At 70.8% G+C, this 13,509-nt stretch carries 12 protein-coding genes; 7 read left to right on the top strand and 5 right to left on the bottom strand.

Annotated elements, in window-relative coordinates; all coding sequences use genetic code 11:
• Positions 1–156: 156 nt before the first annotated feature.
• The 4 genes from VFV67_RS24565 to VFV67_RS24550 all read left to right on the top strand — a co-directional run bounded on the left by VFV67_RS24565 (position 157) and on the right by VFV67_RS24550 (position 3,379).
• Entirely contained in the window at positions 157–726 is a 570-nt protein-coding gene (locus VFV67_RS24565; protein ID WP_326472989.1) for a DUF3090 domain-containing protein, read from the top strand.
• Position 727: 1 nt separating this feature from the next.
• Complete coding sequence (locus VFV67_RS24560; protein ID WP_326472988.1) at positions 728–1,522, top strand: SCO1664 family protein; 795 nt, start codon at positions 728–730, stop codon at positions 1,520–1,522.
• Positions 1,523–1,589: 67 nt separating this feature from the next.
• Positions 1,590–2,549, top strand: coding sequence for an ATP-binding cassette domain-containing protein (locus tag VFV67_RS24555; RefSeq protein ID WP_326472987.1), 960 nt, complete (start codon positions 1,590–1,592; stop codon positions 2,547–2,549).
• On the top strand, positions 2,546–3,379 hold the full coding sequence (locus VFV67_RS24550) for an ABC transporter permease (RefSeq protein WP_326472986.1): 834 nt from the start codon (positions 2,546–2,548) through the stop codon (positions 3,377–3,379). The genes VFV67_RS24555 and VFV67_RS24550 overlap by 4 nt, the downstream gene beginning before the upstream one ends.
• A gap of 240 nt (positions 3,380–3,619) precedes the next feature.
• Here the strand turns inward: VFV67_RS24550 and VFV67_RS24545 are convergent, their stop codons facing one another.
• Positions 3,620–4,414, bottom strand: a complete 795-nt coding sequence (locus VFV67_RS24545) for a VOC family protein (protein WP_326472985.1) — start codon at positions 4,412–4,414, stop codon at positions 3,620–3,622.
• A gap of 149 nt (positions 4,415–4,563) precedes the next feature.
• Here VFV67_RS24545 and VFV67_RS24540 point away from each other — a divergent pair, with 149 nt between their 5' ends.
• The 3 genes from VFV67_RS24540 to VFV67_RS24530 all read left to right on the top strand — a co-directional run bounded on the left by VFV67_RS24540 (position 4,564) and on the right by VFV67_RS24530 (position 7,188).
• Positions 4,564–5,388 carry a DUF3097 domain-containing protein gene (locus VFV67_RS24540; RefSeq protein ID WP_326472984.1) on the top strand — a complete coding sequence of 275 codons (825 nt, stop codon included), beginning with the start codon at positions 4,564–4,566 and terminating at the stop codon, positions 5,386–5,388.
• 85 nt (positions 5,389–5,473) lie between these two features.
• The gene (locus VFV67_RS24535) at positions 5,474–5,902 is read left to right on the top strand and encodes an NfeD family protein (RefSeq protein WP_326472983.1); all 429 of its coding nucleotides are present in this window, start codon (positions 5,474–5,476) and stop codon (positions 5,900–5,902) included.
• 89 nt (positions 5,903–5,991) lie between these two features.
• Positions 5,992–7,188, top strand: a complete 1,197-nt coding sequence (locus tag VFV67_RS24530) for an SPFH domain-containing protein (RefSeq protein ID WP_414636340.1) — start codon at positions 5,992–5,994, stop codon at positions 7,186–7,188.
• A 441-nt stretch (positions 7,189–7,629) separates the two neighbouring features.
• Here VFV67_RS24530 and VFV67_RS24525 read toward each other — a convergent pair whose 3' ends face one another.
• The 4 genes from VFV67_RS24525 to VFV67_RS24510 form a co-directional block, all read right to left on the bottom strand.
• Positions 7,630–9,978 (bottom strand): choice-of-anchor Q domain-containing protein, encoded by a 2,349-nt coding sequence (locus tag VFV67_RS24525; RefSeq protein ID WP_326472982.1) that lies wholly within the window; start codon positions 9,976–9,978, stop codon positions 7,630–7,632.
• 127 nt (positions 9,979–10,105) lie between these two features.
• On the bottom strand, positions 10,106–11,044 hold the full coding sequence (locus VFV67_RS24520; RefSeq protein ID WP_326472981.1) for a sucrase ferredoxin: 939 nt from the start codon (positions 11,042–11,044) through the stop codon (positions 10,106–10,108).
• A 355-nt stretch (positions 11,045–11,399) separates the two neighbouring features.
• Positions 11,400–13,073: a putative bifunctional diguanylate cyclase/phosphodiesterase gene (locus VFV67_RS24515; protein ID WP_326472980.1), complete on the bottom strand. Its 1,674-nt coding sequence runs from the start codon at positions 13,071–13,073 to the stop codon at positions 11,400–11,402.
• A 57-nt stretch (positions 13,074–13,130) separates the two neighbouring features.
• On the bottom strand, positions 13,131–13,481 hold the full coding sequence (locus VFV67_RS24510; protein WP_326472979.1) for a hypothetical protein: 351 nt from the start codon (positions 13,479–13,481) through the stop codon (positions 13,131–13,133).
• Positions 13,482–13,509: the final 28 nt, after the last annotated feature.

The raw sequence follows: 13,509 nt of genomic DNA, 5'->3' as shown, positions 1-13,509 counted from the left end.
GAGAGTCCCAGGATCCGTACTCTGCGATCTTCACCACGCGCGACACCCTAACCGGTCGGCCGCTTCGAACGGCCTTCGATAACGTTGCCGATGATCCGTCGTGGTGCGGGAACAGGCCTGCTCGACCGCGTCGTATGCCGTAGTGTCGGAGGTGCCATGGCTCGCGTCATACATGTGTTCCGCCAGCCCGATCGGTTCGTCGCAGGTACGGTCGGGCAGCCCGGCGACCGGACGTTCTACCTGCAGGCATCGGAGAGTGCGCGCACGATCAGCGTGACGCTGGAGAAGCAGCAGGTCGCCGTGCTCGCCGAGCGCATCGGGTCGCTGCTCGAGGAGGTCCACAAGCGCTTCGGCGCGGACCTGCCCAACGAGACGCCCGAGGAGATGGTCGACGCGGACCCGCTCCGCGTGCCGGTCGAGGAGGAGTTCCGGGTCGGCACGATGGGGCTGGGCTGGGATTCGGAGTCCCGGGCGGTGGTGATCGAGTTGCTGGCGGTGACCGAGGGCGAGGTCGACGAGTCGGTCGTGCTGGACGACACCGAGGAGGGCCCGGACGCGGTGCGGGTGTTCCTCACACCGACCAAGGCCCGCGCGTTCGCCGAGCGGGCCGACCGGGTGGTTCGCGCCGGGCGCAAGCCGTGCCCGCTGTGCGCCGAGCCGCTCGACCCGGACGGGCACGTATGCCCCCGGCAGAACGGTTACCGCCGAGGCGAAGAGTCCAACTGAGGTGCAGCCAACGGATCCCGGGGCCGTCGAGCTGATCACCGGCGGCCGGATCGACGTGGAGGGGCGGCTGGTCGACGCGTCCAACGCCACCCTGTTCTGCGGAATCAGCGCGGCCGGCGTCGAGGCCAAGTGCGTGTACAAGCCGGTCAGCGGGGAGCGGGCGCTGTGGGATTTCCCGGATGGCACGCTCGCCGGCCGTGAGGTGGCCACGTATCTGCTGTCCGAGGCGGCCGGACTGCACCTGGTGCCGCCCACCGTGTACCGGGACGGCCCGTTCGGTCCCGGCATGGTGCAGTTGTGGGTGGACACCAAGGAGGGCGACGATCTGGTCGACGTGGTCGCGCCGCGCGAGGTGCCGGACGGCTGGCGGCGGGTGCTGCGGGCGATGGACCGGTTCGGCGACCCGGCCATCCTGACCCACTCCGATCATCCCAGCGTGTGCCTGCTGGCCGCGCTGGACATAGTGATCAACAACGCCGACCGCAAGGGCGGGCACGTGCTGCACGGCACCGACGACCGGGTGTACGGCGTGGACCACGGCATCTGCCTGCACACCGAGCCCAAGCTGCGCACCGTACTGTGGGGCTTCGTCGGCGAGGCGATGCCCGACGAGGCGATGGAGGCGTTCCGGACGCTGCGCTCCTGCCTGGCCGGCGGGCTGTCCGGGCAGTTGGCCGAGCACCTGACCAGGGCCGAGGTCCGGGCCGTCGGACGGCGGCTGGACGCGCTGCTCCGCGACCCGGTGTTCCCGGCGCCATCGGAGGACTGGCGGGCCATCCCGTGGCCGGCCTTCTAGCAGGGGCTTTTTGCCCGATTTGCGAATTGACTCGAGTTTTGTCGGTGGGTGCGTCCATCATGGCCGTGTGAATCTCGCCATCGAGTCAACCGGCCTGGTCAAGGTGTTCGGCGACACCCGGGCGGTGGACGGCGTCGACCTGGCGGTGCCGGCCGGGGCGGTCTACGGCTTCCTCGGTCCGAACGGCGCCGGCAAGACCACCACCATCCGGATGCTGGCCACCCTGCTCGTTCCGGACGCCGGCACGGCCACCGTGCTCGGCCACGACATCATCGCCGACGCCGACGGGGTGCGCAGCCGGGTCAGCCTGACCGGCCAGTTCGCCTCCGTCGACGAGGACCTCACCGGCACCGAGAACCTGGTCATGCTGGCCCGGCTGCTCGGCTACTCGCGCGGCCAGGCCAGAGCCCGGGCCGACGAGCTGTTGGACGCGTTCGGCCTGACCGAGGCGGACGGCCGGCTGGTGAAGACCTACTCCGGCGGCATGCGGCGGCGGCTGGACATCGCGGCCAGCATCGTGGTGACCCCGGACCTGATCTTCCTGGACGAGCCGACCACGGGCCTGGACCCACGCAGCCGCAACCAGGTCTGGGACATCGTCCGCGCGCTGGTGACGGAGGGGACCACGGTGCTGCTCACCACGCAGTACCTGGAGGAGGCCGACCAACTGGCGGACCGGATCGCGGTGATCGACCACGGCCGGATCATCGCCGAGGGCACCAATGGCGAGCTGAAGTCCTCGGTCGGCGCCGGCAGCCTGCACGTCCGGCTGGTCAAATCCGGTCAGCGTCCCGAGGCCGACCATCTGCTCAGCCGGCTGCTGGACACGCCGATCACGCTCGAGTCCGACCCGGCGGCGCTCACCGCCCGGGTCGCCGACCCGGAGCGGGTGGCGCTGGCCCTGGTCGAGCTGGCCCGCACCGGCATCGAGGTGGCCAGCTTCTCGCTCGGGCAGCCCAGTCTCGACGAGGTGTTCCTGGCCCTGACCGGCCACAAGGCCGAGGAGACCGAGGAGGTGTCCGCATGACCAGCACCATGGCCGCCCCGAAGGCCGACGTGGACCTGCGCAAGGCGCTGACCAACCGCACCCGGCCGCCCCGCCCGAACGCGATCGCCGCCTCGTTCACCTTCGGCTGGCGGGCGTTGCTCAAGATCAAGCACGTGCCCGAGCAGATGTTCGACGTCACCCTCTTCCCGATCATGATGACGTTGATCTTCACGTACCTGTTCGGTGGTGCGCTGGCCGGATCCACCACGAACTACCTGCAGTTCTTCCTGCCCGGCATCCTGGTGCAAACCGTCGTGATGATCACGATGTACACCGGAGTGGGGATCAACGTCGACATCGCCAAGGGCATCTTCGACCGGTTCCGCTCACTGCCGATCTGGCGTCCGGCGGTGGTCGTCGGCGCCCTGTTCGGCGACGCCGTGCGCTACACCGTGGCCTCGGCCGTCACCGTGGTCCTCGGCCTGATCCTCGGCTTCCGCCCCGGCGGCGGCGTCGGCGGGGTCCTCCTCGCCGTGGCCCTGTTGCTGGTCTTCTCGTTCTCCCTGTCCTGGATCTGGACCACCCTCGGCTTCGTCCTCAAGACCGAGAAGTCCGTCATGGGCGTCAGCATGATGGTCCTGATGCCGCTCACCTTCGGCAGCAACATCTACGTCGACCCGTCCACCATGCCCGCCTGGCTGCGCGCCTTCGTCGAGGTCAACCCGGTCAGCCACCTGGTCAGCGCCGTCCGCGGCCTCATGCACGGCGTCCCCAACTGGACCTCCGTGGCCTGGGTCCTCCTCGCCAGCGTCATCCTCGTCGCCATCTTCGGCCCGCTCACCATGCGCCAATACCGCACCAAGCAATAACCAACTCGCCGAGCCGGAAACCGCGTCACCAGCCGGGTTCCGTCCTGAGCCGAGGCGAACACCGTCGGCCGCCCCGGGCTCAGGGCGAGTGGATCATCAGGACAAAGTCTCGGCCCGACCAACGCGACCTCAGGGGCACCGTGACGCCACCCAGCCACAATCAACCCGCCAACCGCACCACCGGCTGGAACGCAACAACAGCAGTCAATCCCGGAGAGGCGGACTAGCGAGGCGGACTAGCTAGTCCACCGGCTCCCAGAGCTGGAACCGGGCGCTCTGGTTGTCGGTGCACTCGACCATCAGCCCGTACGGTTTGCGTTCGACCTCACCGGCCACGCCGCCGGCCGCCCGCACCCGGAGAACCGCCGCGGCGATGTCGTGGATCCGGTAGCAGAGCTGGACCTCCGGCCGCTGGGTGGAATCGGCCCAGATGCCGAACTCCGCCCCGGCCCTGCCGATCGGCCCCCATGCCCCCGGCACGCCGCCGGCCCGCCACCGCCAGCCGAACACCGCCCCGTAGAACTCCTTCGCCCGATCCTCGTCGGCGACGACCATGGTCACGTAGGAGACCTCGCCATGCGTGTGCCGGGTCGCCCGGCCGGGCGGGGTGAGCAGCAACCAGCGGTGACCGAACGGGTCGATGATCGTCGAGCCCCGCCCGTACGGCGCGTCGGCCGGCGCCCGCTCGACGGCGGCTCCGGCGGCCTCGGCCCGGCGGGTCACCGCGTCCACGTCGTCGACCTGCACGTGCAGCGAGTGACTGTGGGTGCGGGTGCCTGGTTCCGGTGCCCGGACCGGAACCTCGGCCGACTCATCGGCAAGCATCAGCACCGCGTCGCCGACGTCCAGCTCGGCGTGCCCGATCGAGCCGTCCGGCAGCTCGAACAGGTCCCCGCGGCGGGTCGCCCCGAACACCTCGACGTACCAGTCGACGGCCCGGCGGGCGTCGGACACCACGATGTACGGGCTGAGGGTCGGCGGCCAGGGCGGCGGGCCCGGCTCGATCTCCTGGCTCTCGGTGCTCGGCTCGGTCATGGTCCCTCCCAACGGGGTTGAGCAAGCCGCTCGGGCGTCAAGCGGATCCGATCATGTCAGCATTCGCTCCCGGACAGGCGCGCCGAAAACGGCCGGCGGCGGCGCGTCGCGGACACCGTGAGCCGGGTGCTCGCCTACCGTGGGGCGCCGTGCGCTCCCAGGACTACGGCCGCGATGTGCTCGCCGGCCGCCCCCGCCGGCCCGAGGTTCCCACCGTCACCGCCGAACCGGGGATGGTGGTGGAGGATCCGGTGAGCGGCTTCTGCGGTGCGGTGGTGCGGTTCGAACAGGGCAACGTGGTGCTCGAGGACCGGCACGGGCGGCACCGGCTGTTCCCGCTCACGCCGGCCGGGTTCCTCCTCGACGGCCGGCCGGTAACCCTGATCCGGCCGGCCGCGGCGCCGCCGCCGGCGCGGAGCGGCAACCGGTCCGCTTCGGGCTCGGTGCGGGTGGCCGGGGTGCGGGCGCGGACGGCCCGGGACAGCCGGCTGTGGGTCGAGGGGATCCACGACGCCGAGTTGGTCGAGCGGGTGTGGGGCCACGACCTGCGGGTCGAAGGTGTGGTGGTGGAACCGTTGCACGGCATCGACGAGCTCGCCGAGCGGGTCGCCGGGTTCGGCCCCGGACCGGCTCGCCGCCTGGGAGTTCTGGTCGACCATCTGATTGAAGGAAGCAAGGAAGAGAGGATCGTAGGATCGTTCAACAATCCCCATGTCCTCGTCACCGGCCATCCCTATGTGGACATCTGGCAGGCGGTACGCCCGGCGGCGGTCGGCATCGCGGCGTGGCCCCGGGTGCCGCGCGGCACGCCGTGGAAGGAGGGGATCTGCGCGGCGCTGGGCTGGGGCGAGCCGGCGGACGGGTGGCGTCGGGTCCTGGCCGGCGTGCGCGACTTCCGCGATCTGGAGACGCCGCTCCTCGGAGCGGTCGAGCGGTTGATCGACTTCGTCACCGATTCTGGCCACGGTCAGTAGCGGCCGGCGGGAATATGGACATCTTCGCGTTCACTTTCCGAAACCATCTCCATATCCGGCGTGACTTTCTGAGAACATATGGGGCATGGCCGCGCTCATCTGGCTGATCGGCGGAATCGTCCTGGTCGCAGCCGAGATCCTCTCCGGTGACTTCTTCCTGCTCATGCTCGGCATCGGCGCGCTCGCGGCGGCGCTGGCCGAGTTGGCCTTCGGGAACACGTTCATCAGCCTGGCCGTCTTCGCCGTGTCGTCCATCGGACTGGTCACCTTCGCCCGGCCCTGGCTCAAGGCGAGGTTCCACGGCGCCATCGTTCCGGACAACGTACAGGCGCTGATCGGCGGAAAGGCCACCGTTCTGTCCACAGTGGACGAAACGGGCGGACAGGTGAAGCTGAACGGTGAGGTGTGGTCGGCCCGGTCGTTCGACGACAAGCAGGTGATCGAGCCGGGGACGTCGGTGACCGTCATGGAGATCGCGGGGGCCACGGCGATCGTATGGGCTGAGCCGGCTTGACCGTGCCCGCACCCGCATCGCCACCGCGCCTGCGCGATGATCATGGCCCGACCGTAGACTCTGCAACCCGGCGCTGAGTGGAGGAAAGATTGGCCGTGCTCATCATCATCGTTGCCATCGGCGTGCTGCTGGTGGCGATCATCGTGGTCAAGTCGATCTTGGTGATCCCGCAGGCCCAGTCGGCGGTGATCGAGCGCCTCGGTCGGTTCCGCACGGTCGCCGAGCCCGGCCTGAACTTCCTGATGCCGTTCCTGGACAAGGTGCGGGCCCGCATCGACCTGCGCGAGCAGGTGGTGTCCTTCCCGCCGCAGCCGGTGATCACCCAGGACAACCTGACCGTGTCGATCGACACCGTCGTGTACTTCCAGGTGACCGACTCGCGCGCGGCGGTGTACGAGATCTCCAACTACATCGTCGGCGTCGAGCAGCTCACCACCACGACACTGCGTAACGTCGTCGGTGGCATGAGCCTCGAGGAGACCCTGACCTCGCGTGACGCGATCAACCAGCAGCTGCGCGGCGTGCTGGACGAGGCCACCGGCCGGTGGGGGATCCGGGTCGCCCGGGTCGAGCTGAAGGCGATCGACCCACCACCGTCCATTCAGGACTCGATGGAGAAGCAGATGCGCGCGGACCGGGAGAAGCGCGCCATGATCCTGACCGCCGAGGGTTCCCGGGAAGCCGCCATCAAGACCGCGGAAGGCCAGAAGCAGAGCCAGATCCTCTCGGCCGAGGGGGCCAAGCAGGCCGCCATCCTGGCCTCCGAGGGTGAGCGCCAGTCGCGCATCCTGCGCGCCCAGGGCGAGCGCGCCGCCCGGTACCTGCAGGCCCAGGGCCAGGCCAAGGCGATCGAGAAGGTGTTCAACGCCATCAAGTCGGCCCGCCCCACCCCCGAGGTGCTCGCCTACCAGTACCTGCAGACCCTCCCGCAGATGGCCCAGGGCGATGCGAACAAGGTCTGGATGATCCCCTCCGACTACGGCAAGGCCCTTGAGGGATTCGCCCGGATGCTCGGCGCCCCCGGCGAGGACGGCGTGTTCCGGTACGAACCGCCCGCCTACGAACCCCCGGCCCGCCCCGAGGAGGACGACGAGTCCATCGCCGGCTGGTTCGACACCTCGACCGACCCCAAGGTCGCCCAAGCCGTCCGCGAGGCCGAAGCGGTCGCGCGTCAGGAGGTCCCCAGCCCCATCTCGGCCGCCGGCCGCCCAACTCCCGGCGCCATCGGTGGCTCCCGCCCCACCCTTCCACCCCAGTCCACTCGCCCCGACTACCCCAACCAGTAACCAGGCCCGGACTCGCCAGCAGTGCAGTTGCAGAGTTCGGCGAGTTGCCGGGGGCCGAATCGGCTGAATGGAGCCGATCGCGTTCGTCCGCGAGTCGCCATTACCAGTCCGGCGAACTCCCGAGTCAGGCACGGCGAGTTGCCATCTCGTGAACCCCGAGATGGCGACTCGGCTGCTGGAAACGGCGACTCGGGTGCCCGGTCGGGAACTCAGCGACTCGGGTGCCGGTCGGGAACTCAACGACTGGCGCCGGGAGTCGAGTTGCCGGAGGCGGGACTCGGGTGTGGGGGTGCGAGCTCAGCGGAGCGGTGTGTAGGCGTTCGGCGCGTTTTGTTGCTGGGCCGGGTGAATTGTGAGGTCCGGGCCGGCGGGTTGTCGAAGTCGGGTCGGGGGTGGGTGGGTGCGGGCTCCGTGCTGCCGCACCCACCCGTGGGGGAGTGGTCAGGTGGTGTGCTTCTCGATGCGGAGGCGGCGGGGCCGTGCCGCCAGGAGGAGGATGGTGCCGGCGGTCAGGAGCCAGGCGCCGATCATCAGTTCGCCGGTCGGGTTGTTGGCTCCGGTCTTGGCCAGCGGGGGAGTGGCGGCACCCGCGGTGACCTGCACCTCGACGCTGGCGGTGCGGGTGATCTGCACACCGGCGCCGTCGGTGATGGTGGCGGTGACCGTGTTGGTGAAGGTGCCGACCTCGGTGGGAGTGGCCTTGCAGGTGTAGGCGAACGTCTCACCGGGGTCGAGGGTGTTGTTGGTGTTGTCGTCTCCGGTGGCCTGCGAGAGACCGGTGCAGTTGGGATCGTCGATGGTCACGCCGGGTTGCGGGCTGCTGGTGCCGCTGTTCTTCACCGTGATGTCGAAGGTGACCTCGGTGCCGGCCGGGACCGTGGTTGCCGAGGCGGCCTTGGTCACGGTCATGTCGATCAACTGCAGTTCCACCGCGCCGATGTCGGCACCGGCCGCCTGTGGCCGCACCACGCCGCGCTGGTCGGCGGTGAGCTGACCGGAAACCCCGGAGACCTTGTCCACCAGACCGCTTGCCGCAGTGGGTAACCGGGTCATGGTGGGCCCGCCGTTGTCGGCAAGGGTGCCGAGGGCGAAGCTGGTGAACGCCTGCACGCTGCCGGCCCCGAAACCGCAGCCGTCGACGCTGGCCCGGCTGAACTGCGCACTGGTCGCCGGTTCCGAGCAGTCCGGGCCGTCGTCCACGCCGACGCTGGTGCCCACGACCGTGGACAGCGCGGCCCAGGCCTCCTGAATGGTGAGGCTGCCGCCACCGTTGGCGCCCGCCACGCCCGGCTGGCCGGCCGCCGCCGCCGCGGCCACCGTGTCGCCGGAGCCGGGTGCGCCCGCCGGACCGGGCTGCCCGCCCAAACCGCCGGCCCCGCCCCCGCCGTTCTCGGTGATCGTGGCGTGCACCAGGTTGGCCACCTCGTTGTCGCTGGTGTCGGCGAAGTTGGCGAAGATGGCCCCCGCGAGGCCGCCCGTGCCGCCGCCGCCACCGTTGCCGCCGTTGCCCGGGACCGCGCCCGGCGGCTGATCACCGCCGGCGCCGCCGTTCCCGCCGGCCCCACCGTTCCCGGTGGAGTTGCCGTCCAAGGTGGAGTTCTCCACGAGCAGCGCACTCGCGCCGTCGCCGGTGGCCCGGCCGTAGAACACGATCGCGCCACCGCGGCCGCTGAACCCCAGTCCGTTGGACTCGCCGCCGCCGCCGATACCGCCCGCGCCACCGGTGGCGGTGGGTCCGGCCTTTCCACCGGCTCCGCCGTCGCCGCCGCTGCCGGAGGTGTTGCCGTCCAACGTGCTGCCCCGCACCGTCATCGGTCCGGAGCAACCCGTCTCCACGAACATGGGCAGCCCGGTCTGGGGGTTGCGGCCACTGGTCACGCCGCCGCACTGGATCGCGCCGCCCGATCCGCCGATACCGCCGTTGCCGCCGGAGCCGCCCGGTCCGGCGTCCACGAGCCCGCAGGCCCCGTCGCCGCCCCTGCCGCCGGAGCCGGCGGAGTTGCCGGTGAACGTCGAGTTGGTGACGATCAGCCCGCCGATCGTCGCGATGGCGCCGGCCTGCCCGCCGTGGCCGCCCGCTCCGCCAGTGCGGCCGTCGCACTTGCCATCGGCCAAGCTCAAGCCGTCGCCGCCGCGCCCGGCGCGGTTGCCACTGAACGTGCTGTTCTCGATGACCACCGTGCCCAGTGCGGTCACCGCGCCGCCCGAACCGCCCTCGCCGCCGTCGCCGTCTCGCGCCGCCGCGGCGCCTGGGGCCCCGTCGCTGGCGGAGTTGTTCTCGAACACGGAGTTCTGCACCGTGACCTCGCCGAGCGAGAACACGCCGCCGCCGGGCTTGCCGCTGCCGGCGGCGTGCCCGTTGCGGACGACGACGTTGTTCAGGGTGAGCTTGCCGGTGGTGTTCTCCTTGCCCGGCGGCAGCACCTGGATCACCCGCTGCGGGGTGGTGGCCGGGTCGCAGGTCATGTCCAGAACCGCCGGCGGCTGACCGGCCGGCGTGAAGATCGTCAACGGCTGAGTGCGAAGAATGTCCAAGTCTCCGGACTCGTTGTTGTTCTCGTCGAAGCCACCGCAGCCGGCGTCGCCCGGCAGGCTGTAGGTCGCGCCCGGCACGAGTTCGATCTCGGTGGCCGGGCCGGTTCCGTTCACGTCGGTGATCGCCTGGCGTAAGGCGTTGGCGTCGGCGACCGGAGCCGCGCTTGCCGGAGCGGCCGCCACCAGTCCGGCACCGACCACGAGTGCGCCGACTCCCAGGGCTCCGAACGCTCTGGACAGCCAATTCCGAGGCATAGCAATTCCTTCCGCCCGCAGTTAGGGCGGAAACCTACTGGGCTTTCACAACGCGCACACCAGCCGCGGGGGCGACCGAAAGGGCATTCCTTGATCCAATCCGTGAATTGTCCGCCATTCGACTGGCCTAACCGGTGATCAGATCGCGAATGCTTGTGGCATAAAGGGCGGTTGCCGCCTTCGGTCCGGCTCCGCAGCTCGCCGAGCGCAGCTCCGGGGCGGTGCGCTCGGTCACGGTCACTTGCCAGCGCCGACCGTTCCGGTGCGCCAACTCGACCAGCCATCGTCCCGCACCGGCCGGCGCCTCGTCGACCACCCGCACCGCGTCCGGGTCGAGGTCACCGGTGGCCGACCGCACCGCCAGGTCGGCAACCTGTCCGGGCGGCGACCAGATGGACCGGCCCCGGCAGTGCTCGACCCGAACCGGCGAGCCCGGCGCGAGCAGGGGTTCCGCGGTGTCCCGGTCCAGCCGGCCGTAGGCGTATCCGGCCGGCAGCACCAGTGCGGTGGGGGCGAACCGGTGCCCGCCGAGGTGGGTGCACTCCCAGACCGCGTCGCCGTGCCGGGCGGCCAGCGCCGCGGCGATCGGCCGGCCGAGCAGCGCGCAGCAGACGTCGCGCCGGCCGTTGGTGCACACCAGTAGCAGCGGCTCGTCCTCGATGGCGGTACCCAGCCCGCTGGGGATTCCGTTGCCGAGCGCGGCGAAGTCCAGGTCCAGCAGCTCCTTCGGGTCGGCGACCCAGCCGCGTTCCAGCCAGCCGCGGCCGGGCGCGGTGTGCGCGAGATAGACCTGGTGGGGGATCGGCTGGTGCCGGTCGGGGTGGCTGCCGGCCCGGCGGATCAGCGCGATCCGCACTCCGGTGCCCTTGACCCGCTGGGCCAGCTCGTGGCCGACCACGGTGTCGATGTGGCTCTCGGTGAGCGCCTCGCGGCCCCATGGTCCCGGCTGCTCGATGCACAGCCAGGTGGCCGCGGCCGCCGCGGTACCGGCCATCGGTTCGCCGAGAATCCGGGACAGCGACGAGCAGCGTGGCCCCGCGTTCGGCAGCGCCTGGTAGACGTCCATTGACACCAGGCTCTCACGCCCGCGATCAAATCCGGCTGCACCCCCGCGGTGACCAGCGCCGATCACTCGCCTCATGGTCGGACACACGAGTCCGTGGGCGGAGGCGGGCACCGCCACCCGCCCTTCCGACTTACTTGACATAATGTCGATTATCGAACTTATGCAGAACCTGGCGAGACCTCGATCAAGGACATGGGCAACCTGGCGCGTTGCCCGCGGACCCGGCCGCTCGGAACCGAGCACGACCGGGACACCGACGGCCGACCGGTCGCCACCCCCGGATCTGCTGCGCCACGGCCGATCACCGGCCCGCCCACCACTGCCGCCGGAGTCCCACCAGTCCAACGCAATTACGTCACTGTGACGAATTAGCCGGGGTGCTGTCCGGCTCGGACATGAGCTGCGGGCGGCGCATCCAGGCGCCCTGCGGCCGGGCCAGCAACTCGGTCAGCGGCTCGGGCCGGCCGAGGTGGAAACCCTGGGCGACCCGGACACCCAGCCGGCTCAGCGCGTCCACCTGGGATGCGCGCTCCACCCATTCGGCCACCACGGACAGGCCGAGACCCCTGGCGATGTCCACGATGCCCTGAACCAGCACGGTGTCCCGGCTGCCGTAGTCGATCCCCCGGACGAACTCACCGTCGATCTTGACCCCGGTGATCGGCAACTGTTTCAAGTGGACGAACGAGCCGAACCCGGCGCCGAAGTCGTCCAGCGAGATCCGGCATCCGTTGGCGCGTAACCGTTGCGACAGCACCCGCGCGGCGTCCAGGTTGGTCACCGCGGCGGTCTCGGTGATCTCGAAGCCCAGCCGGCCGGGCGCCACCCCGGCCGCGGCCAGCCGGTCGAGCACGAAGCCGCCGAAGTCCTCGTCCTCGAGCGTGCGGCCGGAGACGTTGATGTTGAACCGCAGTCCCGGGTACGGGTGGTCGACCAGCGCGTCGATGGCGGTGCCGGCCACCCACCGGTCGATGTCCAGCACGAGATCGCTGCGCTCGGCCGCGGGCAGGAACTCCCCCGGCCCCAGCGCCGGCTGCCGGCCGTCCTCCAACCGCAGCAGCAGTTCGTGCCCCACGATCCGCCCGCTGGCCAGCTTCACCATCGGCATCGCGTGCAGGGCGAGATGCCCGTTCTGTAACGCCGCGCGGACCCGGTCCAGCACGGTCACCCGCAGCGCGGTGTCCATGTAGTGGCCCTGCTCGTAGACCGTGACCCGGTTGCGCCCGGCCGCCTTCGACGCGTACAGCGCCAGGTCGGCGTTGGCCAGCACCGCCTGCCAGCTCTCCCCCGACTCGAACTGGGCGACGCCCGCGCTCACCGTGGTGCTGGTCGCGTTGGCGCCACCGACCAACGGCACCGTGGCGATCGCCGTGCGCAGCCGGTCGGCCACCTCGACCGCCTCGCGCTCGTTCGCGCCGGGCAGCACCACCGCGAACTCGTCGCCGCCGAGCCGGCCGAGCACCTGCCCGTCGCGCAGCCGCTCGCGCAGCACGTTGGCCAGCATGCACATCACCCGGTCACCGGCCGGATGCCCGCGCAGGTCGTTGATGTCCTTGAAGTTGTCCAGGTCGAGCAACAGCAGCGCGCCGGGCCCGCCGACCGCGAGGTGATGCTCGAGCGACCTGGTCAGGGTGCGGCGGTTGGGCAGCCCGGTGAGCGGGTCCTCCTCGGCCATCCGCTGCAGGTCGGACTGCATGGCGCCGATCTCGCCGGATCCGTTCTCCCGCCAGCAGGTCACGTCCACCACGCGGTAGAGCAGCCGCCCGTCCGGCATCGCGGTGCACCGGATGTCCAGCCAACGCGGGGCGTCGTCCAGCCGGAGCGACACGACGACGCCGTCCTGCGGGATCTCCGGCGCGCCGGGCAGCAACGCCGGCAGGGACCGCCCAATGCCCTGCTCTGCGGTGAGCCCGACCAGCTCGGCCATCCTCCGGTTCAGCCAGCGGATTCGACCGCGCTGGTCGGTGACCGCGAACCCGGCGTCGGTCGCGTCGAGCACCTCAGCCAGCGACGGGCTGTCAGCGCTCATGCGGTCACCTTTGGCCGTTGACGACACGTTGGAAGGAGAGTAGTGGACAACAGCTGGTCAGCGCAGCCGCTCGAGATCGCCGGCAACCTTCACCACGTGTTCGGCGAGCCGGCACAGCTCGGCCGGCGCGGCGCCCTCGCCCGCCGCGGTGACCATGTCCTCCGCGGCGCAGCGCAGCTGGAACAGCCGATCCTGCAGGTCAGCCAGCTCCGCGCCGGAGAGCACCACGGCGTCCTCGGGCAGCCCGCCGCGCTGCACGGCGGCCCGCCGTTCGTAGGCGCGCTGGCGGCAGGACTGGGTGCAGTACCGCCGAGGCCGGCCGACCCGGGCGTCGCCGGTGCCCCCGCCGGGCAGCCGCCGACCGCACCAGCCACAGTGCCGGGTCGGGAAGTCGATCACGGCCGCCATGACGCGCGACCGTACAACGCCGAGGGAC

The organism is Actinophytocola sp. (assembly GCF_035762905.1).
Classification (GTDB): Bacteria; Actinomycetota; Actinomycetes; order Mycobacteriales; family Pseudonocardiaceae; genus DASYTH01.
Note: the sequence above shows the minus strand (reverse complement) of the source record. Positions and strands in the feature narration are given on the sequence as shown.